Annotated in this window: 16 protein-coding genes; 8 read left to right on the plus strand and 8 right to left on the minus strand. The window is 56.7% G+C overall.

The window, feature by feature from the left end:
- Window positions 1-206: 206 nt before the first annotated feature.
- Complete coding sequence (eno, locus tag DRW39_RS11045; RefSeq protein WP_116107104.1) at window positions 207-1,508, minus strand: phosphopyruvate hydratase; 1,302 nt, start codon at window positions 1,506-1,508, stop codon at window positions 207-209.
- A 79-nt stretch (window positions 1,509-1,587) separates the two neighbouring features.
- Complete coding sequence (carA, locus tag DRW39_RS11050) at window positions 1,588-2,697, minus strand: glutamine-hydrolyzing carbamoyl-phosphate synthase small subunit (RefSeq protein WP_116107105.1); 1,110 nt, start codon at window positions 2,695-2,697, stop codon at window positions 1,588-1,590.
- A gap of 140 nt (window positions 2,698-2,837) precedes the next feature.
- Here carA and DRW39_RS11055 point away from each other — a divergent pair, with 140 nt between their 5' ends.
- The gene (locus DRW39_RS11055) at window positions 2,838-4,556 is read left to right on the plus strand and encodes a GMC oxidoreductase (protein ID WP_232830129.1); all 1,719 of its coding nucleotides are present in this window, start codon (window positions 2,838-2,840) and stop codon (window positions 4,554-4,556) included.
- A 31-nt stretch (window positions 4,557-4,587) separates the two neighbouring features.
- Here the strand turns inward: DRW39_RS11055 and DRW39_RS11060 are convergent, their stop codons facing one another.
- The 3 genes from DRW39_RS11060 to DRW39_RS11070 form a co-directional block, all read right to left on the minus strand.
- Window positions 4,588-6,312: a S8 family peptidase gene (locus DRW39_RS11060; protein ID WP_116107106.1), complete on the minus strand. Its 1,725-nt coding sequence runs from the start codon at window positions 6,310-6,312 to the stop codon at window positions 4,588-4,590.
- A gap of 6 nt (window positions 6,313-6,318) precedes the next feature.
- On the minus strand, window positions 6,319-9,144 hold the full coding sequence (locus DRW39_RS11065; protein ID WP_116107107.1) for a CHAT domain-containing protein: 2,826 nt from the start codon (window positions 9,142-9,144) through the stop codon (window positions 6,319-6,321).
- Window positions 9,145-9,250: 106 nt separating this feature from the next.
- Window positions 9,251-11,086 (minus strand): S8 family peptidase, encoded by a 1,836-nt coding sequence (locus tag DRW39_RS11070; RefSeq protein ID WP_157976058.1) that lies wholly within the window; start codon window positions 11,084-11,086, stop codon window positions 9,251-9,253.
- Between the two features lie 208 nt (window positions 11,087-11,294).
- Between DRW39_RS11070 and DRW39_RS11075 the strand changes: the two genes are divergently transcribed.
- Both DRW39_RS11075 and DRW39_RS11080 read left to right on the plus strand, forming a co-directional pair.
- The gene (locus tag DRW39_RS11075) at window positions 11,295-12,161 is read left to right on the plus strand and encodes a hydroxypyruvate isomerase family protein (RefSeq protein WP_116107109.1); all 867 of its coding nucleotides are present in this window, start codon (window positions 11,295-11,297) and stop codon (window positions 12,159-12,161) included.
- On the plus strand, window positions 12,158-12,763 hold the full coding sequence (locus tag DRW39_RS11080; protein WP_116107110.1) for a hypothetical protein: 606 nt from the start codon (window positions 12,158-12,160) through the stop codon (window positions 12,761-12,763). Before DRW39_RS11075 ends, DRW39_RS11080 begins: the two co-directional genes overlap by 4 nt.
- On the opposite strand, the gene DRW39_RS11085 is transcribed toward DRW39_RS11080, so the two are convergent.
- The gene (locus tag DRW39_RS11085) at window positions 12,714-15,659 is read right to left on the minus strand and encodes a CHAT domain-containing protein (protein ID WP_116107111.1); all 2,946 of its coding nucleotides are present in this window, start codon (window positions 15,657-15,659) and stop codon (window positions 12,714-12,716) included. The two genes, DRW39_RS11080 and DRW39_RS11085, sit on opposite strands and share 50 nt — an antisense overlap.
- A 101-nt stretch (window positions 15,660-15,760) precedes the next feature.
- Here DRW39_RS11085 and DRW39_RS11090 point away from each other — a divergent pair, with 101 nt between their 5' ends.
- From DRW39_RS11090 to DRW39_RS11105, 4 genes are all read left to right on the plus strand, one after another.
- Window positions 15,761-16,579, plus strand: coding sequence for a 2,3,4,5-tetrahydropyridine-2,6-dicarboxylate N-succinyltransferase (locus DRW39_RS11090; protein WP_116107112.1), 819 nt, complete (start codon window positions 15,761-15,763; stop codon window positions 16,577-16,579).
- Between the two features lie 608 nt (window positions 16,580-17,187).
- Window positions 17,188-18,324 carry a DNA replication/repair protein RecF gene (gene recF, locus DRW39_RS11095; RefSeq protein ID WP_116107113.1) on the plus strand — a complete coding sequence of 379 codons (1,137 nt, stop codon included), beginning with the start codon at window positions 17,188-17,190 and terminating at the stop codon, window positions 18,322-18,324.
- A gap of 5 nt (window positions 18,325-18,329) precedes the next feature.
- Window positions 18,330-18,635, plus strand: a complete 306-nt coding sequence (locus tag DRW39_RS11100) for a DUF721 domain-containing protein (protein WP_116107114.1) — start codon at window positions 18,330-18,332, stop codon at window positions 18,633-18,635.
- Between the two features lie 259 nt (window positions 18,636-18,894).
- Window positions 18,895-20,352: an FG-GAP-like repeat-containing protein gene (locus DRW39_RS11105; protein WP_198664852.1), complete on the plus strand. Its 1,458-nt coding sequence runs from the start codon at window positions 18,895-18,897 to the stop codon at window positions 20,350-20,352.
- 134 nt (window positions 20,353-20,486) lie between these two features.
- Here the strand turns inward: DRW39_RS11105 and DRW39_RS11110 are convergent, their stop codons facing one another.
- Together DRW39_RS11110 and DRW39_RS11115 are read right to left on the minus strand one after the other, a co-directional pair.
- Window positions 20,487-21,146 carry an endonuclease III domain-containing protein gene (locus DRW39_RS11110; RefSeq protein WP_116107116.1) on the minus strand — a complete coding sequence of 220 codons (660 nt, stop codon included), beginning with the start codon at window positions 21,144-21,146 and terminating at the stop codon, window positions 20,487-20,489.
- An 87-nt stretch (window positions 21,147-21,233) separates the two neighbouring features.
- Window positions 21,234-21,905, minus strand: coding sequence for a hypothetical protein (locus DRW39_RS11115; protein WP_116107117.1), 672 nt, complete (start codon window positions 21,903-21,905; stop codon window positions 21,234-21,236).
- 375 nt (window positions 21,906-22,280) lie between these two features.
- On the opposite strand from DRW39_RS11115, the gene DRW39_RS11120 reads away from it, so the two are divergent.
- Entirely contained in the window at window positions 22,281-22,751 is a 471-nt protein-coding gene (locus tag DRW39_RS11120; RefSeq protein WP_157976059.1) for a single-stranded DNA-binding protein, read from the plus strand.
- Window positions 22,752-22,760 lie beyond the last annotated feature (9 nt).

Raw genomic sequence — 22,760 nt, forward strand, 5'->3', positions numbered from 1 at the left:
CGTTATTGGGTGAAGATAGGGGTTTAGGGGATAGGGGGTAGGTAGTGGGTAGTGGGTAGTGGGTGGGTTGTATATCTCGTAGAGGAGTTTACTGCTGTATAGCAGATGGCCCGCAGGGAATGTTTACACCCGTTGCTGCAATTGACCTAGGCCTAGCCTACCTGCTATCCCATTCCTACTACCTCCTAACTGCTACCTCCTAAGCCCTACTTCCCCCGTCCGATCTTCTTGAGCAGGTCCCGTCCCGGGAAGTAAGCCGTCTCGGCCAGTTCTTCCTCGATGCGGAGTAGTTGGTTGTATTTGGCGATCCGGTCGGAGCGGCTAGCGGAGCCGGTCTTGATCTGTCCGGTATTCAGGGCCACGGCCAGGTCGGCAATGGTCGTGTCTTCGGTTTCGCCGCTGCGGTGGCTCATTACGCTGGTGTAGCCGGCACGGTGGGCCATGCTGACGGCGTCAATGGTTTCGGTCAGCGATCCGATCTGGTTTACTTTGATCAGGATACTGTTAGCACTCCGCTCCTTGATGCCGCGGCTGAGGCGTTCGGTGTTGGTGACGAAAAGATCGTCTCCCACCAGCTGGCAGCGGTTACCTATGGCGCTGTTTAGGGCCGTCCAGGCACCCCAGTCGTCCTCGTCCAGGCCGTCTTCGATGCTGAAGATCGGGTATTTATCAACCCAGCCTTTCCAGTAGTCGACCATCGCGGCACTCTCGATCTCGCGGCCGTCCGACTTGTGGAAGCGGTACACGCCGTTGTCGCTGTCGTAAAATTCGGAGGCGGCGGCGTCCATGGCGATCATGATCTCGTCACCGGGCTTGTAGCCGGCCGATTCGATCGACTTCAGGACGATCTCAATGGCCTCCTCGTTGCTCTTGATGTTGGGAGCGAAACCACCCTCGTCACCGACGTTGGTACTATAGCCCTTGCTCTTGAGCACCTTCTTGAGGTGGTGGAAGGTCTCCACGCCCATGCGCAGTGCCTCGCTGAAGGTGTCCGCTCCGAGGGGCAGGATCATGAATTCCTGGAAGTCGATGCTGTTGTCGGCGTGGCTACCTCCGTTCAGGATGTTCATCATCGGCACGGGCATCGTATGCGCGTTGACGCCGCCGATGTAGCGGTAGAGGGGCTGGTTCAGCTCCAGGGCAGCGGCTTTGGCGCAGGCCAGACTGACGCCCAGGATAGCGTTGGCACCCAGCTTGCTCTTATTGGGCGTACCGTCCAGATCGATCATCGATTCATCGATGTAGCGCTGGTCCGTAACCTCGACGCCGAGCAGTTCCTCGGCAATCTTTTCCTCTACGTTGTCGACGGCCTTGGTTACGCCTTTACCCATGTAGACATCCTTGTCGTCGTCGCGCAGTTCCACCGCTTCGTACTTACCGGTGCTGGCTCCGCTGGGCACGGCCGCGCGGCCGATAGCGCCTTCGGCGGTGACGACTTCCACCTCAACGGTGGGGTTGCCGCGGCTGTCTAAAATCTGGCGGGCGCGGATGTCTAGGATACTACTCATAGTTCTTGATATTTTTAGTTGTTGTATGGGCGGCGGGGCGCAGGTAGAAAGTTAATCGGGAAATGGGAACCGGAACGTGCTATTTGACCGCCATCCGCTCCTTGATCAGGTCGACGAACTGATCGAAGAGGTAGGCGGCATCGTGCGGCCCGGGGCTGGCCTCGGGGTGGTATTGCACGCTGAAGGCGGGCTTCCCCACTACCCGGATACCCTCAATGGTATCGTCGTTTAGGTTCCGGTGGGTGATTTCTACGATGTCCAGGTTCTGCTCGATGGCCTCCGGGCTGACGCCGAAGCCGTGATTCTGGCTGGTAATCTCGCTCTTGCCGGTCAGCAAATTGTGCACCGGATGGTTGATGCCGCGGTGGCCATGGTGCATCTTGTAGGTTGGTATACCAACCGCCCGGGCCAAAATCTGGTGACCGAGACAAATACCGAACATCGGCTTGTCTTCCGCCAGCATACCCTTGGCCGTTTCCACGGCGTAGTCCATGGCTCCGGGATCGCCGGGGCCGTTGCTGATGAAGAGCCCGTCGGCACCGAAGGCGTTGATTTCTTCCATGGTGGCGCGGGCCGGAAACACCTTGACGTAGCAGTCGCGGCTCACGAAATTCCGCAGGATATTCTTCTTCGTTCCCAGATCCAGCACGGCTACCTTAATGGACGCGTTCGGATCACCCATCGTGTAGGCTTCTTTTGTCGTCACGTGGCTGCTCAGTTCCAGGCCCTCCATATTGGGAGCCGCGTCCAGTTGCTTCTTCAGATCCGCCAGATCGAAGTTCTCGCTGGAAATGATGGCGTTCATGGCTCCCTTATTGCGGATGTGCCGCACGATAGCGCGGGTATCTACGTCGCTGATGCCCACGACGCCTTCGCGTTCGAAGTAGTCCTGAATGGATGACTGGGCCTGCTGCCGGCTGTAGGGGACGGTAAAATTCTTGCAAATCAGGCCGGCGATCTTGACATTGTCGGATTCGACGTCGGTGTCCTTCGTGCCGTAATTACCGATGTGGGCATTCGTGGCCACCAGGATCTGTCCGTAATAGCTCGGATCCGTAAAAATCTCCTGGTAGCCTGTCATCCCCGTATTGAAACAAATCTCCCCGATGGTCGTGCCGATCTTGCCGGCAGCTTTGCCTTCGTAGGTGGTTCCGTCTGCCAGTAGCAGAATCGCGCGTTTTTCGCTCATAGATGGACGGGCTTGTACGTAGTGCGCGCAAAGATAGGTAATTGTCGTTGCCGGGTCAGTAAGAAGGATAAATACGACCGTTCAATAGCGCGGCGGTTTTCCGACGCGCACTGTTTCGGGGGGTTGCTTACCTTGACCTCGTGAAGAATACGGAAGAAAACACCTATGACGCCATCGTAGTAGGTACCGGTATCAGTGGCGGCTGGGCGGCTATGGAACTGTGCCGGGCCGGCCTCAAAACCCTGGTACTCGAACGGGGCCGCTCCGTCGAACACGGCGACTACCCTACCGCAAACCTCGACACCTGGGACCTCCCCCTGCAGGACCAAATGGCGGCCGAAACCATTGCCGAGCACTACCCCAAACTAAGCCGCAAGGAGTATATCATGCGGCAGTCCAACATCGAATACTTCGTGAAGGACGATGAGTACCCCTATACCGAAGAGCGACGATTCGACTGGATCCGGGGTTACCAGACCGGCGGCCGCAGTCTTATGTGGGGACGGCAATGCTACCGCTTAAGCGACCTCGACTTCACCGCCAACGCCCGTGAGGGAATTGCCGTGGACTGGCCCATTCGCTACGCCGAGCTGGCCCCCTGGTACGATTACGTCTCACGCTTCGTCGGCATATCGGGGAAACAAGAGAACCTGGACCACCTGCCCGACGGGCCATTCCTCCCCGAAATGCCGCTCAACTGCGTGGAAGAAGTGCTGCGCGACAAGGTCCAGGCCGCCTTCCCCCACCGCCGGGTGACCCCCGGTCGGGCCGCCCACCTGACGGCGTACAATCCCGAGATCCATCTCGGCCCGCGGGGCGATTGCCAGTACCGCAACCGCTGCGTCCGGGGTTGCCCTTACGGCGGGTACTTTGCCAGCAATTCGTCCACCCTCCCCGTTGCCGGTGCAACCGGGAACATGACCCTGGTTAACCACGCCGCCGTTCGCCAGGTCCTTTTCGATCCGGACACCCGGCGCGCCACCGGCGTAGCCGTGAAGCACACCGATACCGGCGAGGAGGTCGAATACTTCAGCCGTGGCGTCGTCTTCCTCAATGCCTCTACGCTCAATACCGCCGCCATTCTGCTGGCCAGCAAATCGCGTACCCAGCCCAACGGACTGGGCAACAACAGCGACCAGGTAGGCCGCAACATCATGGACCACCACCACCGGATCAGCATTTCGGGACAGATGGACGGTTTCCGGGATCAGACAATGAAGGGTCGCCGCCCCAACGGCTTTTATATCCCCCGCTTCGTCAACCTCGGCGGATCGGATACTAAAAGGGACTACCTGCGCGGCTTCGGCTACCAGGGCGGCGCCAACCGCGACGGCTGGTGGCGGCTCGTACGGGAAACCGCCGTCCGCCCGGGCCCCGAACTCAAGCAGCAAATTTTGGAACCGGGCGGCTGGTCCATCGGCATGACGGCCTTCGGGGAAGGGCTCTCCTACCCCGACAACCGCGTCACTCTCAACGAAGACTTACTGGACAAGGACGGCCTACCCACCCTCACCATGGACGTAGCCTTCGGCGAAAACGAACGCCTGATGCGCGACGACATGGCCGCCGCCGGCGCGGAGATGCTGGAGGCCGCCGGAGCCAAGGATATCCGCATCAGCCGCACCGAAGCGTACCCGGGCTTTGCCATTCACGAGATGGGTTCCGCCCGGATGGGTAAGGATCCCAAAACCAGCGTACTGAATAAGCATAATCAGATCTGGGATTGCCCGAACGTCTACGTCACCGACGGATCGGCCATGACGAGTGCGTCCTGCGTCAATCCGAGCCTGACGTACATGGCCCTGACCGCGCGGGCGGTGGATCATGCGGTTGGGGAGCTGAATCGGCGAAACCTGTAGTGAATCTGCTTTTTACCTGCGCTCCGCCGCCCTATACCCTTCGGGGAGCGTTGTCGTGTCGGATGTAGTGACCGTTCGTGACGACCGTTTCCAGCTCTTTGGTCGGGTGGTAGTAGGTCTTGCGAAACTCGGAGAGCGTTCCGTTGGGGTTATCGGCCAGCCAGTTGGCCAGCAGGCCCGCTACTATGGGGGCGGAAATGGAGGTACCGACCGGGAAGTGTACGGTTCCCGTACCGAACTCCGGAACCGGCGAAGTCAGAAAGGCGGCCAGCGTTACCTCCCGCCTACCGAAATTGGAGTAGTCGGCGCGGACCAGATTCGCCTCAATAGCTCCTCCCGCCTGACTTGAGTTATAGGCGTAGGAACCAACCGTAATCAGGTTGCAGGGAAAGTCATCCGCGAAGGCGGCGGGCCATTGGGGAACCTTATCGAGATCCTCTTTATCGTTTCCTGCGGAGGTGACCATTAGCACACCGTTCTTCGCGGCCGTCTTGAGCGCGCAATACAGCGCCCGGGGTTCAGATTCCTGGTAAAAGCCCCAACTCATGTTGATGACTTCGGCACCGGCCACTGTCGCTTCGTAGATGGATACCAGCGATCCGAAATAAGAGGCTATGCCTTCCTGGCCGAACACCTTCAAGTGCAGTAGCTGGAGGGGCCGGGTGGCGGTATACTGATTCAGCACGGTGGCGGCTACGTGCGTACCGTGGGGTGCTTCGTCAATGGGTTCTTCCTGCCGCCGGATAAAATCATAGCCGTAGCGCCCGGGCGTAAGAAACTCCGTGTTCGGGCCGGAGGTGTAGCGCGTGGAGGTCCATAGGTGGGCGTTGTTTCGTCCATAATCAATACCGCTATCGATTAAAGCCAGGGTTAGCGGCTTCCGTCTACCGTCGAATTGCGTAGAATGCGGAGGACGGAACTCAGTCAGCCCATCCGGTGTCGCGCGATCGGAGGAAAGTGGCTTCTCCCCCTTCCTGATGGGCTTCTTCGGGGCGAAGAGATTGAGGATGTAGTCCTCCTCGACCGTACCCTCTCCGGAATGGCCCTTCTGCCGGATCGTATGGGTAGCATCCCGACCGTTATTCAATGACATTCCCGGGGGTACACCTATGGCGATGACGCTACCCAACTTACCGAAGTAGGTTTCGGCCATTTCCAGTCCGGTTGCTTTCGCCAGTTCGCGTATGTCTTCTTCGGGATCACAGGTACTGATGACGAGACGTTGAAAGGATCGACCGTTGTGGCTGAAGGGTAAATACCGTGCCCCCCCTGATTCCTGATTCTTTCCTTCGATCTTAATACCGCCCGGCGATTGCGGCTCGCGACCGGCGTAGGCGGCTACGGATATGGTGTCTAAATCGTCAAATTTCCGTTCGTCACCTTCGCCGTCGATACCCAGATCAATGCGGAGAAGATAGCCGTCGAAGCCGTCGGCCAAAGTGATGTGCTGCCGGTACAGGGCCGCCCGGGTTACCGCCGAACCCGATAGCGGTTCGACCTCACCGCCCTGGCTGTATCCGAAGTAGCGCAGCCGTAAGCTGATCTGAGTCGTGTTGTACACGTGCACGAAAAATTCGTTGGAGTCTGTACGCGGTAACTCCACGACCCGGTACAAGCGGGACACTGAATCCTTATCACGAATCGGTAAATCGTATTCGATACGTTCATTCAGATCGGTAAACCGAATGAGGGCAGGGTGCTCCCCGTCTTCCGGGTTACTGAATTTGATGGTGGGCGTAGAATCGTACTGTTGCATGTGTCGTTAGGATAGGCGGTAATAGAAAGTGAGTAGAGCAGCAAAAATGGCGGTGGCCAACGTCACCCAGCCCCAGCCCAGCCCCAGGCCGGAGGCAACGGCTTGCGTCGAAAACTCTATGGGCCCGGTCATTCCGTACAGCGTCGGTGCCGCCCAGTAATATGGATGAAAATAGTCGTTCGCGCGCAGAGAATTCTGGGCCGTCAGGAGCGCACCCAGGCGATCGTTCCCCCTTTGAAGTTCGCGGTAGAACGTAATCATCATTTCTTTCGTAGCCCGATCGTCTACCTGCCAGAGGGTAGTCAGGGTACTCCGCCCTCCCGCAGCGGCAAATGCGCTAGCAAAACTAAGTGGCGCTTCCCCGCGGGCCAATTGTCCGAGGCTGGTTTCACAAGCAGAGAGGACAGTCAGTTCATTATTGATGGGCAGCGAGTAGAGGTCGTTGAAATACAGGAGCTGTCCTTCGTCCACATCACCCGCCGGCTGGTCGAAGGCTACGAAGCTGAGTTCCGGGTGCCGGGGATCGACCAGCCCGTGGGTGGATAAGTGTAAGATGCGGCTGTCGCCCACCCGCTCCAGGAACCGTTCGCGTGTAGCAAGGGAATCGTAGTACACCTCCGAATCCGGCAGCATGGCGGCAATCAAGCGGGCTTCCTCCTGATTATAACGCAGCGGAGCAAGGGGCGCTAATCCTCGCGCCGCTCGTTTAACTGCGGAGGGCATGTCGGCACCGAAACCCGGAGCGAATGCTAGCAGGTTCTTTCCGTAGTTTCTATCGGGCTGTTCCGCCACCCCGGTGAGATAGGCTCCGCTGTACGCATAGGATACGGCGTGTTCGCTCTGTAGATATGGCAACTGTCGATAATCGAGCTTCCCGGGCGAGGGAGGCGAAAGCGGTAGCGCCGCAAAGGGTAAGTAGCTTAATGCTCCATCCGGTACGATGTAGAGCGGCATTTCCGCGGTCATGGACCTCCTTACGGCTTCCGGCAGTAATTGCTGACTCAGTTTCCAGCCAAGGGTCCAGTAACGGCTATCCAGCAGAGACTGCTCGGCTGCCCGCCGCAGGCTTTTACGGCGGAAGGCGCTTTTGACGATGGCCTCATTCCAGGCTATCACGTCGGTGGGCAAAAGCGTATCTACATCAAGCCGGTAGGCACGTAGCTTCCCCGTAGGGGATAGCAGAAAGGCAAGTTGTAGGCTATCCGCCAAGTGGTATTCGAGCAATTGAGCCTGTCGCTCCTCCAGGTAAGCGACCAGGAGCGCGGAATCCAGCGGCTCTACGTAAATAGGCGCGGAGACTGTAGCCCGTTCCATACCATCCACCCGAATCCGCAGGGCTTCCAGATTACCCTCTACCGTCATGTCCCCCCGCGCGACTTCCCGCTCCAGCCGGGCGATAGTTGCCCGTAACTGCCGGATATCCTTTCCACCGATCCGCTTATCGATACCAGCGGAGAGCGAAAACGCCCGGGCCCGTTCGCTCAGGCGAAAAGCGTTCCACAAGTGGAGCTCATCCCCCGTAGACTTAAAGCGTTCATAATGCAGTCGAACGCCTAGATCCATGTCCGGGCGCAAATCCTCACTCAGGTAGCGTCGGCTTGCCGGGTCCGTGTACTCTTTGCGCAACCTGTCCTGCAGATGGAAAGCTTCGTGTAAGTCGGTCAGGGCACGCTCCGATCGGTCGGTCGCTGCGTACAGGCGCGCTCGTACGATAAGCGTGCGGGTCAGGTGCATCAAAGAAGTAGACGAGGTGCCTGCATCTTCCTGGCATAAATAGGTCAGGGCGGAATGCAAACGCTCCTCCGCCGCAGCGTAATTCCCATTTTCCAGATCGCTCTCGGAAAGTTGATTCCGCTTATGGTAATCGGACTTATCGCCCAGTTCGGTGAAGTACCGTAGGGCACTCCGTTCATGGTAGCTGCTCCTTACAGGCTCTCCGATCCTGGCATGGTGTTCCGCCAAATACAGGTGGGCATTGGCAAGAGCGCCAGCGGCCGCTGTAGGCTGGCTGGTAGCAATGCGTACACTTTCCTTTAGCTGCTGATAACTTCGTTGATAGTTGCCGCGGTATCGGTCAATTAGTGCCAGTAGGTTCAGGCAGTGGGCGCGATTGACCACCTCGGTATCCGGCAAGGCTTCGAGTGCGATGAGCCCGGCCCGGTGCGCTTCGGTTTCCTCCTGAAAATTCATCAGGATCCTGGCGGCTCGATAGTAAGTCAGAAATTTAGTCAGATCGTCCGTTTCGTGAAGCGCGTTACACAACTCCATCGCCCGGTAGCTTGAACTGTGGGCCAAACCGTAATCCTCCCGGTCGATTGCCTGCAAGCCCAGTTCATTGAGGCTCTTCAACCAACTCAGGCTGTCCGGCCGGTCGAGAGCCTCGTACATGGCGTTTGCCTCCTGAATGAGTACCGCGGCCGAGTCCTGCATATCCAGCCAGTAGATGGACATCCCCATCATCGTTCGTACCCGGGCCCTTTCGTTGTGGGGGCCCTGGAATACGCTGTCGCGCATAGCCAGGGAGCGCCGGAAATAGGGCAACGCAAGGGAGTCTTCCCAGGCATTCAGGTACATCGTAGCCACACGGTGCAGCGCCAATCCACTGAGACTATCCCGTATCTCCCGCCCCACTTCGTCGTACACGCTTCGCAGATAGGCAAGGCGCGCCAGGCTATCCTGACCGTCGCCCCGCGCGGCCTCGCCCTGCTGGAAGTACGCCAACCGCTCCCCATCGATTTCGGAACCGGGCTGGTCCCTCTGGGCGGCCAGGCATAGCGACCCGCTCCATAGCAGCAACAGGACGATGACCCGAATAAGGGCGGTGGATTTCATGGGATTAGGCCATTAAATAAGACGACTAACGATCTGATTGCGTGTACGGACACCGGATTGGTGCAGGGCGGGAAAATCCGCTACCAGGATGTTCCGGAGATAACTACTAGGGCATCCCCTCTTTAAGGCAAACAGGTAGGTAAGCCCCATTCGTGACCGCCCCGGAAGACAGCTGGGAAGCGGTACCGTATACACTCTGGAGATTCCGTACGCCCGGAGCTCCGGTTGCCGTCAGATTGGCCACCGCTCGCGTGACGATCGGCGTAGATATGGACGTGCCGAGGAAATAGCCCGTACCCGTTGCATCGTAGTTGGGGGTTTCGGTTGTCATGAAGGCCGCCACGGCCACGTCTGGTTCGCCGTAGTTGGAGAAAGAGGTGAGGACGACATCGTCTGGGTCTACTTTTTGATTTTCAAAATCGTAAGAGGCGACCGATACCACCGTTTGCGGATAAGTCGCTGCAAAAGATGCCGGCCACTGGTGTATTCTATTGATGGGATCTCCCTCGTTTCCGGCGCTGGTCACCAGTACGATACCCCGGCTCTTGGCTTCTTCTACCAGACATTGCAACGCGCGTGGCGTAGTCTGGGAATAGAAACCCCAGCTCATGTTAATAACGTCACTTTTGATCGTGATCGCCTCCCGTAGCGCCACCAGGGCGCCGAAGTAGGTTGCCGCGTTCTCTTCGCCAAAAATTTTGAAGTGGACCGTCGTCAGCGGTGCCGCGCCTCCGTACCCGCCAATGGCCGCCCCGGCGACGAAGGTGCCGTGGGGGACCACATCGTTCGGTTCATAATCGTTTTCGATAAAATCGAAGCCAAGCCTACGCGGTTTCACGAAGGTGGTAGCCATAGCTTGCTGGTAGATCGTCTGGATCCAGTAGGGGCTATTCACCCGGGAAACATCCACCCCGCTGTCGATAATGGACACGATTACCTGGTCTTCATCGCTTGTACTTTTTCCCTGGGGGCGGAAGGCGACACAGTTGCGGATCTCTTCCAGCTTTGGTGCATCGGTACGCTCGAGGCTACCAAAAAAGTCATCGGGATCTTCCGGATTGAACAGGTTAATGATGTAATCGGACTCTACCGACATTCCGGTCGTATCCTGGGTGGGTCGCTTTTCCAGGGACGTGCCGCCCACGGTTTGGAGCGACATACCCTCCGGCACGTCGGCCGCTACGACGGAGCCGCTCTCCCCTTCGTAACTCTCGCTAACGGGTAGCCCTATTTCCTTGACCCAGGCGGCCAGATCCTGCTTGGAAGAACAGCTGCTGAAGATGAGCCGCTGGAAGGTCTGCCCGCTGCAGCTGACTTTAAGCGTAGGCGGGGGAACGGTTTGCTGGCCATCCACTACGTTTTCTTGGGTGTTATAGCTCATCTCACTGGCAAATTGAGGCTCCTTTCCCGCATAGGCGGAAAGCGCGACGAAGTTTCCTTCCTCCGCTTCGTACATTTCATAGCTCTCGTTCGGGGCGGACTTCGCCAGGTCTATCCGGACGAAATAGCGATCGTACGAACGAGAGGGGTCTACGTATATCTTAAAGCCCACCCGGTCGTCGCCAACGCATTCGGTGACGGGCTCGAAGCCAGATTGACAATCCTTGACGCCAAACACCTGAGCGTATACGTAGCCTTTGGTTCCGTTATACACATGTAATATGAAGCGACTTGAAGATGTGGAGGCCGGCACTTCGACGACGCGACCAAATTCACTCTTCTGATAGCAATCGAGCGGCAGTTCGGGTAGCGCTCCCTCGACGGGTTTATGCAGGCCGCGCAGCCATACCAGATTGGGTTCGCATTCTCCCGGGTCACTGAATGTGACGGTCGGGGTATCGTAGTCGCAATTTTCCGGTTGCGGATCTTCAATGGGTTCGCAGCCGCTTACAAACAGCCCGAGGCATAGAATAAAGAGGTAGGACAGGTGATGCGTTGTCATGTGTAGTGTGTTTGATAACAATAGCTTTGTCGGCCCCCTAAAGGGGATCCGGCGGTAACTCTCTATACGGTTTGGGGATAGGCTGTTACTAATATAGCAAGGTTTTTGCATGCCGGCCCGCATATTCCTCCAAAGCGGAGGATCGGGCACGCTGGAACCAATCGTAATTTCCGTATCTTGACCCTTGCTTAACATCATGCAAAAATCTATGAATCGCAGAACTGCCCTTAAGAATACGGCTCTCGGCCTGGGCTCCCTCAGCCTCGGAAATGCCATGGCGGCAACCGATGCGGCAACCGCTAAATTGGGAGGAACCGCTAAAACCAATCACAGTACCTGCCTCTGGTGCTACCAGGGCATGCCGCTGGAAGAACTGGCCGAGCGCGGGCAGGATATCGGACTAAAGAGCATCGAGCTCACCACCGTCGATCAGTGGCCGGTCCTGAAGGAATACGGGATGACCTGCGCCATGGGTACCCACGGGGACTTCAGTATCAGCGAGGGCTGGAATGACCCCAAGCTTCACGAGAAGCTGCAGGAGCAGTACACCAAGGTGATCCGCGACGCCGCCGATCACGGTATTCCCAGCGTCATCGTCATGAGCGGCAACCGGCGGGGCATGAGCGACTACGACGGTATGATCAACTGTGCCGTGGGTCTCCGTCCAATGGTCAAACTGGCCGAGGAGGCCGGCGTCACCCTACAAATGGAATTGCTGAACAGCAAGGTCAATCACCCCGACTACATGTGCGACCGCACCCAGTGGGGCGCCGCCCTCGGCGAAATGATCGGATCGGACCGCTTCAAGCTCCTCTACGACATCTACCACATGCAAATCATGGAAGGGGACGTCATCGCTACCATCCGCAAGTATCACCCCTACATCGGCCATTACCATACGGGGGGCGTACCGGGCCGCCACGAGATTAACGACAGCCAGGAACTCAACTACCCGGCTATCGTGCGCGCCATCCACGAAACCGGTTTCGACGGCTATATCGCCCAGGAATTTGTTCCTTCCTACGATGACAAAATCAAGGCGCTGGCCGAAGGACTGCGCATCTGTGAAGTATGAGTAAACGGCCACCCTACCAGTGGCTGGCGGATGCGGGTAGCATAGCGCTGGTCATATTTGTTGTGGTGGCTTACCGCTTCTACCCGCAGAGCACCCCTTCGTGGACCTTCACGCTCGCCTCCCTGCTGGCTATCGCGGTGCTGGTTGCCGTGGTAACGGAGCTGTACCTGATGTATCGCGACTACCGCGCGGGTTATTTCTACCCGATGCGCAACGCCAGCCTGTTCCTGCTGCTACTAAGTTTACTGGCCATTCCCGCCTACCTTCTCTACGCTTGGGTCACAGGGCTGTACCTGGGCCCGGCCACCTTGTTGCTAATCCCCGTATTCCTGACCCTGGTGACGCGTAACCTCTTTCGCGTCCGTCTTGATAGTCTGTCGCTGCGGGCAAAAACGGGTTTCCGTTCGCCCCGGGAAGTCCCCCTGTTCAACATCGAGCAAGTGATCGTTGAAGACGATAAGATCACCGTGCTTCCGGACGGACAATCCTCCATCCATCTGTTGCGCGTCTTTTTCTTTCCCTCCCACTGGGAGGCCATCCGTACGCGGCTGACTAGCCTTCGCGGTGCGGGAGGGGTTTCCGACCCCGGCCTACGTAAATAAACAGTACCAGCACGCCCAGCGCGAGTGCCCACAACACCGCCCAGGCGAAGGTCGATAGCGTCGTCTTTTTACCCAGTAATTCGATCGGGCTACTGGCTCCGTACAGGGTCAGCCCCGACCAGTAGTAGGGATGAGCGTATTCGTCCAGTTCGCGCATTTCCCGTTGGGCGGTGTTGAGCGATTCCAGCCGCGTTTTTCCCTGTACAAGCTGGCGGTAGAAAGACACCACCAGGTTCTTGGTCGCGGCGTCATCGACCTGCCACAGCGTGGTGAGGGTACTTCGTGCGCCGGCAGCGGCAAAGGCACTCGCCATGCTCATCGTCGTTTCGCCCGGGGCCAGCTTGCCCACGGCGGTTTCGCAAGCGGAAAGCACCGTGAGTTCATTGTCGATCCGCATGCCGTAGAGGTCGTTGAAGTACAGCAACTCGTCCTTGTCCAGCTGCTCTCCCGTTTGGCTGAAGGCTATAAAACTCAGGTTCGGATCGGTCGGATCGACGTAACCATGACTACTGATGTGCAGCACGCGTGCCTTCCCTACTTCCGACCTGAATTCCGCTACGTCAGCCCGCTCGTCGTAGTAGGCTACCGCGTCGGCAACCATATTGACCACCCGAGCGACTTCTTCCGTGCTGTACACCAGCGGCGCGAGGCTGGCATTAGAGCGCAGCACACTCTTGGCGGATTGCGTGCCATTCGCCGTCTCCCCGGCGGTGGATCGGAAGGAAGGGGCGAAGGCGACGAAATTTTTCTCATAATCATTCCGTCGCCCTTCGCTTACCGCCAGCAAGTAACTTGAGCTGTAGCTATAGCTGACGTCCGCCGCGGATTGCAGATATTCCACCTCACTATAATCCAGAGGCAGCGGGGACTCCCGCAACGGCAAGGCGGCAAAAGGAAGGTAGTTGAGCACCCCGTCAGGAATCACGCACACACGGGCTTTTTTTTCTGCGGCGGAGCGCAGGTTTAATGCTTCCCGGGCGGCGGGGGGCAACAGCAGGTCCGTGAGCATCAAGCCCTGGTGTAGATAATTACTGTCCAGAGCAGCCTGTACCTCCGGAGCGGCCATGGACTTGAAACGGTATTGACTGGTCTCGATAGTCTCCCGCCAGTTGTGCACCCGGTCGTCGAGCGCTTCGTCCAGATCGAGGAAGAAGAGGCGCAGTTCGGCCTGCGGCGTCAGCAGGAACAGTACGGTATTCTGCTCCGAAAGGTGATACTGCAGCAGACTAAACTTGTTCTTCTTGACGAAGGAGTTCAGATCCTTTCGCTTTAGTAAAAAGCTGATGGGGTTTTCTTCCAGACGGTCAGCCTGCAACTGGTCCATGCGAATACGGGCGGCGGACAGCACTTCCCGCTGCTCGATCTGCCCGAGGCTCACCTCCCGCTCCAACCGGCTGATTTCCTCCTGAAGGGAACTTATTTCCGGTGGGATACCGACGTATTCGGACTGTACGGAGGCAAGCAGACTGTATGCCCGGGCACGTTCGCTCAGTTGGTAGGCTTCCCAAAGGTCGTCGTCTTCGTCTTCCTCCCGGTACAGGTCGAGCAGGAGCGCGATCGCCCGGTCGTAAAATCTACGCTGATCCTGGCTCAGGTAGCTCTGGCTTTCGTAGTCGTTCAGCGTACGCCGCAGGTGACCCTGAATGCGAAACAGTGCCCGATAGTCTTCGAGCGCATTATCGAACATGCCCGAATTGGTGTAAGCTTCGGCGCGGTGGCCCAGCATGTCCATAATGGGCACGGCATTGGCGATTACCTCTTCCGGCAGATTTCCGCCCGTGGGAATCTCCTTTCCACCGGTCAGGTAGGTCAGTCGTTCACTGAAGGAAGCGAGGGCCCTCCGCGTCTGGCCCAGCCGAAGCCGGATCGCGGGAACCTTTTCACTTCGGAGGTAAACCCCCAGTTTGTCCGCCTCGGATAAGTTATTTCTTGCCAGTTCATCGTAGCGGTTCAATCGAGTAGTATCGCCGCGTTCCCCGTAGTATTCCGCCAAATTGAGATAAACGATCCCCAGCATTTCCTCGTGACCGGCAGCGGTGGCGTAGCGTTCCGCACGGCGCAGGTTCTGTAGCCCCTCCCTTTGTCGGTCTAGCTCTATCAGTACGAGTGCCAGTTGGTTGTACGCGTCGGCAATGGACAACGCATCGTTTGTAGACAGAGCATAGGTAAGTGATTCCTGCGCAAATTTCAGCGCGGGTTCGAGTTCGGCCAACCGAAGGAGGACGTTGGATGCCTGCGAGTAGGTGTAAAAGGCCATCTTGGGGTCGACGCTGAGTTGTCGCATCAGGGAAACGGCCCGAAAGCTCGAGCTGTAGCCGAGTCGGTAATTCTTGGTGATCAGGGCGTACCGCCCCAGCGTATTGATGTTGCGTAACCAGTTCAGGCTATCCGCTACCGGCACCCGCTCATAAATCGTATTGGCTTCCCGCACCAGAACGATGGCGGAATCTACCTGATTGAGGTAGTATAACACCGTAGCCAAATTGGCACGGCTGTGTGCCCGATCATTGTGATAGGTCGGATAAACGGAATCGCCCACCGCAATGGCTTTCTGATAGTAAGCGGCGGCCAGGCTATCGCGCATTGCGTTGTAGGCGGCTAATCCCATTTTGTGAAAGGCGCGGCCCGCGAGGCTGTCGATAATGGGCTTCCCCGTTCGGTCGTGGGTCACCGCGGCCAAATTGCGTAGGGCGGCCTCGGTACTGTCCGCGTCGATATAGGCCAGTCCCTCGGCGTACCTCGACTTGCGGTCCATGCGATCTTTCAGTACGCGCGCCGCCTCTCCGTAGGCTTCCTTGGCAACCAACGAGTCGATGGTTCCGTTCTGCGCCCATCCCCTGCAGGAAACGACCAGCAGCGCAAGGGCCAGGAGCAAGAGCCGGATGCACGCATACATAATTTAATGGGGATGTTAATCGCGAAAGATATGGGTAATACGGCCAAACCACCGCATCCCGCGTCTTTTACGCATATTTGCCGGCTAATTAAACAAGACTGATGCAAGACCTTCGCCCCACCATCGAAGCCGCCTGGGACAACCGCGAGCTACTCAAGGACAAATCCACCCAGGAGGCCATCAACGCCGTGATCGAGGAACTCGACAAGGGGCGCCTTCGCGTCGCCGAGCCGGGTACCGGCGGCGAGTGGCAGGTCAATGACTGGGTAAAGAAAGCGGTCGTCCTCTATTTCCCCATCCGCCAGATGGAAACCATCGAGGTCGGCCCCTTCGAATTTCACGATAAGATGGAACTCAAGCGCGACTACGCCGGCCAGGGTGTACGGGTGGTTCCTCACGCCGTTGCCCGCTACGGTGCCTACCTGGAAAAGGGCGTGATCATGATGCCCAGCTACGTCAATATCGGCGCCTGGGTCGGCAGTGGCACCATGGTCGATACCTGGGCTACCGTCGGCAGCTGCGGACAGATCGGCCGCAACGTCCACCTCAGCGGCGGCGTCGGTATCGGTGGGGTACTGGAGCCTTTACAGGCTACCCCGACCATCGTGGAAGACGACTGCTTCATCGGTTCCCGTTCCATTATCGTCGAGGGCGTGCGCGTCTGCAAGGAAGCCGTCCTCGGCGCCAACGTCGTCCTCACCCAGAGCACCCGCATCATCGACGTGACCGGCGACGAGCCCGTCACCCACCGCGGCGTGGTACCGGAGCGGTCGGTGGTCATTCCCGGCAGCTATACCAAATCCTTCCCCGCCGGCGACTACCAGGTGAGCTGCGCGCTCATCATCGGGAAGCGGAAGGAGAGTACGGACAAGAAAACCAGCCTGAATGCGGCCTTGCGGGAGCATGACGTGGCGGTTTAGGGATTTACGATATCTGATTTACGATTTACGATTTGGCTGCCGCATGGGGTTGCTCGCCTTCGGCTCGTAGGTTTTTAAACACAGATTTGACAGATTTCACGCACAGATTAAACACCGATTTTCTTGACTTTCAGCTCGCCTTTGGCTCGTGAATAGCAGGGGTTGAGGACCTCCGGTCCGATGGAGAAGTAGCAGTTTTTCAGCACAAACGGCCGCGGATCGCTGCCCTCAAAGCAAGTAGTCTACGCAGATTGGCTCCGCTCCGTGCGGTATATCTCAGCAACGCCCGGCGCTTTTCCGAATCCCCACGGTGTGCCCCCGCCAAATAGTGGGAGCTATACTCCCTCGGCGGCACCTCCGTTGACCCTCCGGATTCCATTCCGCTTCTGCAGAGTCGGACCGGAGCTCCTCCACCCGTATTGCCTGGCATCGGTCCGGATTCGATGTGGCTGTTTATCAATCCGGCTATTCCGTTTCTTTTTACCTGCGCTCCGCCGCAAAAAATTCCGCCTCGACCTACTTCGGTATCGCCATTTCATGAACCGAACCCGCGGGCTACCGGTACCTTTGTACTTCGTACTTGCACCTTCATACTTCGTACTTCCCACTTGCACCTCTCCTCCCTCAAACTGACCCAGTTCAAGAATTACGAGCGCCAGTCGCTGCGCTTCAGCCCGCGGCTAAACTGCTTCGTGGGCTTCAACGGAGCGGGCAAGACCAACCTGCTGGAGGCCATCTACTACCTCTGCATGAGCAAGGGATACGGCAGCGCGGTGGACCAGTACAACATCCGCCACGGTGACCGGGTGGCCCGGCTGGAGGGGCTATTTGACCTGGACGACGGAGCGCAGGATAAGATCGTTATCAAACTCCGGAAGCGGCAGCGGAAGATCATCGAACGCAACGGAACACCCTACGAGCGAATCAGCGAGCACATCGGTCGCTACCCCGTGGTGATCGTGACGCCGGACGACATCAGCCTGGTGCTCGAGGGAAGCGCTACCCGCCGCAGACTGCTCGACAACAGCCTCAGCCAGACCGACCCGCAATACCTCACCCAGCTGATCACCTACAACAAGCTGCTCGAAAATCGCAACGCCCAGCTGAAGGAGCTCGATGGCCGGGAAGACACCACCGGTCTGCTGGATGTATATAACGCCCAAATGGCGGAACCGGCGAACTACATCTTCGAGAAGCGCCGGGATTTCGTGGCCCCCTTCACCGAGCTACTGCTGGAAGCCTACGCGGCCATCAGCGGCGAGCGGGAGGAAGTGGGGTTGGAATACCAGTCGCAACTCAGTGCCCAAGGTTGGGAAGAACTCCTCGCCGAGCGCTCCGAAAAGGACCGCATCCTGCAGCGCACGACCGGCGGCATCCACCGCGACGATCTGGTCTTCGTCCAGGAGGGCCACCCCCTCAAACGGGTAGCGAGCCAGGGGCAATTGAAATCCTTCGTGCTCTCCCTGAAGCTGGCGCAGTATCGCCTGCTGGAACGTAGTACGGCCCGCACGCCCATCCTCCTGTTGGACGACATCTTCGACAAACTGGACCACGAGCGGGTGCGGCAACTGCTCGAACTCGTGATGAGTTCCGCTTTTGGCCAGCTGTTCATCACCGATACGGATCCCGAACGGGTCACTTCCCTCATCGGCGACCATCCGGAGATGGAGTGGGAAAGATTCCTGGTCGCCGAGGGCGTAGCCCGCAACGAAGCCGAGTGGAAGCAGTTATTAGAGGAGGAATAGCCAATATGTACAAGAAGCCGCCCCAAAAACCGGAGCCCCAGGATCTGAAGCAAGCCTTTTTGCGGCTCCTGCGGAACCAGCACAATGAGGCCGGCTACTTCAAGGCGCGGATCAAAGTGGTGTGGGAGCCCTTCTTCGGAAAGCACACCGCGGATAATACACGCGACTTCCTGGTGCGGAATCGTAAGCTCTACGTCTACGTCACCAATGCTCCCCTGCGCAACCAGCTCACTATGGTGCGAGAGGGTATCCGGGAGCGACTGAACGCGGAGTTCGGAGAGGAATATTTGGAGGAAGTGGTGATTAAGTAGCACTTCGCGCTGTCCGTCTTTTCGTTGGTTTACGAATGCCCGGCTCTGGCTAAACAAGCGTTATGTCCTATACGGCATTTCGCTGCAAACCCTGATGTTCATGATCAGGATTTCGCCCAAACTGAAGCCCCGGGTTCATCTGATAGATCTGCACCAAAAAGAAGCTAACAGGAATGAAGGATATCTTTTCCTAAGAAGCACTTTGTTTGAATTTACAGTCGTTTATTCACTTTTCACCTTGCCTATATTCTCGATAATTATGAGATTCCTGCCTCTTCTAGCTGTGTGTATTATTTCTTTTGCATTGAACAGCCAACATCAGTTTACCGAAGTATTCCACGAGTACGACGACCTTGATCACATTACGGAAGTCACACACGGAGATTTCAACGGCGACGGTTCGTCCGATTTTGTCCTGTACGCCATGAGTTCAAGGAAGTTGATGGTGGGCCTCAATCACGGATTGCAAAAGCCGGTTTTCAAGACCGTTAATGAGGGTTTAAGTCTCGCCAAGTTGACCGTTCACGATTTCGATCAGGACGGGGATCAGGACATCATCGGTTTGGCCGTATTCGATGAGCAGACCTACCTATGGAGAAATGATGGAGCCGGAAATTTTACTTCTGAACTCCTGTCTGTACCGTACTACAGTTCTATTGCTTTCGCAGATCTGAACGGGGACGATGTAGCCGAGATGATAACAGGTACCATTAATTCATTGAATATCTATGGTATTGCGGAGGGCATCGTAAACCTTATGCTATCAATCGAGGGCCAGAGACCTGATGCAATAGACACGATCGATTACAACGGCGATTCCATGATGGACCTAGTCATCGCAGAAAGTCAGGATGGGATAAAAGTATTCGAGCAAAACAGCGACTTCACGTTCACCGAAGTAGAAATTCTACCGGAAACATATCATCACGACAAAATAGTAGCTACCTATATCAACGACGACACGGTGGCTGATTACCTTCTATTTTCCAATTTTACCGGGACCACTACTATCGTTACCAGTAACACCGACGGCACCTATACGGCGGAAGCGCTTCCCAAAGGAGAGGGCAGAAACGAATTTACCGAGTTCGGGTACGTTGATCAGGACGAAGTGATGGACGTGTTTCATACCGAGCGAATCAGTATGTCAAACGGGACGAACTCCGTATTCACGTTGGGAGACGAGGAACCGTCCCAAACGGTGATCAACAACGGTTTCGGCGACCAAGCTGGAGGGGGCATTACCGATTTAGATAATGATGGCGACGCCGACCTCTTTTTATACGTAAATGATTTTTTTGATACCGGATTGGTCTTCTTTATCAACAACACTGCGATAGATGCGGATTCCGATGGCTATTCCGATGAAGTTGACTGTGATGACACTAATCCCGCTATCAACCCTGGTGCCCTTGAAATTCCCAATAATGGTATTGATGAGAATTGCGACGGCGACGCATTGACGACATCCGTAGGCGATCTGGCCGGGGGTTCGGTAAAGGTATTTCCCAATCCTACCACTAGGGAAATAAACATTGTCGGCCAGCCGGGACGCAGTCTCTCGGTAAAGGTGATGGACCTTACCGGAAGAATACTTCACGTGACAACGGATAGTAAGCCGATCTACCTCGACAACCTAAATGAGGGTATCTATTTCATTGATATCAAAGACTTATCATCCCAGTCACGAATGATTAAAAAAGTCGTCGTACACTGATTCCTTGCGCCTTAAAATCTGGGCGTATGAATGCTGGTCAACCTACACCCATCGAAAGTTAATCCGGCGTCTACGCAATATTGCCGCACGTACCGGCAAGGCTTGATTCTATTCCTGGACGCATAGGGTAACGGCTACCGGCTCTGCGTTACCCCTACCCTGGCACAATCATTCCGCACGGGGCAGCTACTACACTTCGGTCGCGTTCCGGTACAGACATGCTTGCCGAAGGGGACGAGCACCCGGTTGATCTCTACCCAAAGGTCTTGTGGCAGTTGCTTGGCGAGGGCATCACGGGTTTTGTCGGGGGTGGAGGTAGCGACGTAGCCCCAGCGGTTGGTGATGCGGTGGACGTGGATGTCGACGGCGATGATCGGGTAGTTCAGAGCTACGCCGAGGGCCAGACTGGCCACCTTGGGGCCTACGCCGCGGAAGGCAATGAGTTTTTCATAGTCGGCCGGGGTCTCGCCACCGTAGTCGTCGACAATGGTCTGAGTGAGGGCGAGGATATTGTCGGCCTTGGCGGGGGCGAAGGTGGCTTCGGCGATGAGGCCGATCAGCTCCTCCCGATCGAGTTGCACCATTTGTTCCGGCGTGCTAGCGCGGGCGAAGAGGCGGCGGCTGACTTCCGTACTCGTTTCGTCGTAGGTACGCACGCTGATCAGGCTGCTGACGAGCTGCTCGTAGAGACTGCCGTAGCCCTCGTCGCGTAGGCCAAACATGGCAGCGGGAGCCTTGTCGGCCACGGCGGCGGCGCAGCGTTCGAGTACGGAATAAATAGGAAAATCGCCCATGGTTTGCTAAGAGCGGCCATGGGCGATTTGTTTGCCGAAAAAGTACTGATATAATCTAAGCTTTCTTTAAATCGTGGAAACCGAAGTTTATTCGAGATGAAGAGTAAACTCTCCGGCTTCGCTGCCCGCTTCTGGTCCCGTAACGTGTCCGTTGTACCAAAATCCCGAATACTCCGCTGGATCTTTCGTCTGGTTCAGATCTCCAATAAACGTAACCTTAGTTTCACTGCTGGTTCTCGTTAGCTGGACTAAGACTGAACCGTCGCTTTGGATTGTATAATCGTCCGTGGTAAACGTACGATCGGAATCACGTACGTACAAACTGGCCGAACCATCGGAAGCGAATTCGATATCTCCCTCTAATGGTCTTCCGCTCTCCGTCATTGTCCCCGCAAATTTGCCCCGCAACGGGTTTGATATGGTCATTGGTATCACCACCTGCCCTTCACTATTGGTGACCACCACCTCTACGTCGTGCGTACCCGGGGGAAGCAGCTTGGTCCACTGCAGTTGCCCCGTCGTGGAATTGACGCTGAGTCCATCGATCATGGTTCCGAGGCTGGCGCTGCCCTGCGAGCCGTTCCAATCGATGGAGGGCGTGGCCGAATTACCGGCTTTGTAGAATTCGGCCTCGTAGGTGGTAGCCGAGTAAGTGACTTCCGGCGCACTGGCCCCGCCGGAGAGATTATCGATCTCGTCGCAGGACTGGGTAAAAACCACTCCGATAGCTAGAAGTAAATAGAACAGTTGCGTTTTCATGCTGATGTCTTGTTTGCCGCTCTATGTCTTGGATCACCCCCGGCGTTACACGACACGACACATTTTTCTCAGTCTCTACCGACATGCGGCCAAAAATCTCTTTTTTTTCATTTTGATCTGCACCGCATAATGCAATGATAATCAGCATTATAAATCGTATTTAAACGTTTAAAGACGTTTATAAACGTCTTTAAACGCAAGTAAACGTATACTTGACGAATAACGGATTGGGGTGCCCTCACCTTTGGACCGTCACCGAATGAAAGCGATGTGTACTGCTTCACGCCGCAATCCGCCGGGGGCGATTTCATCAACCATGCTCGTGTCCATTAATTCATGCGACGACGGATGCGAGTCATACCAATCCTTTTTACCATGCAAGTACGTAACAGTGTAACCCTCATCGGCAACGTTGGCCAGATCCCCACCGTCAAGACGCTTAACGGTGGTACCCGCGTCATCGAGTTCAGTCTCGCCACTAACGACTCCTACCGTAATAAAGCGGGAGAGCGCATTACCCGCACCGAATGGCACACGATCAAAGCCTTCGGAAAGGTGGTCGACACCCTGGAGCGCTACGTCACCAAGGGCAAGCAACTGGCGGTCACCGGGGCCATCCGCTACAACCGGTGGACGGATAAGCACGACCAGACCCGCATCAGTACGGAGATCATCCTGGATGACTTCACCTTCCTCGGCTCCCGCGATAACAGTGACTACCCGAACCACGAAGACGACAAGGAAAGCTCCGAGATGATGGCGGCCGAACCGACACCGAAGAAAACGACCAAGCGGCGCGGGAAGAAGAATTCGGCTATGACGCCCGCCGAAGACCTGCCCTTTTAGATATACCGG

It is taken from the genome of Lewinella sp. IMCC34191 (assembly GCF_003390935.1).
GTDB lineage: Bacteria > Bacteroidota > Bacteroidia > Chitinophagales > Saprospiraceae > Neolewinella.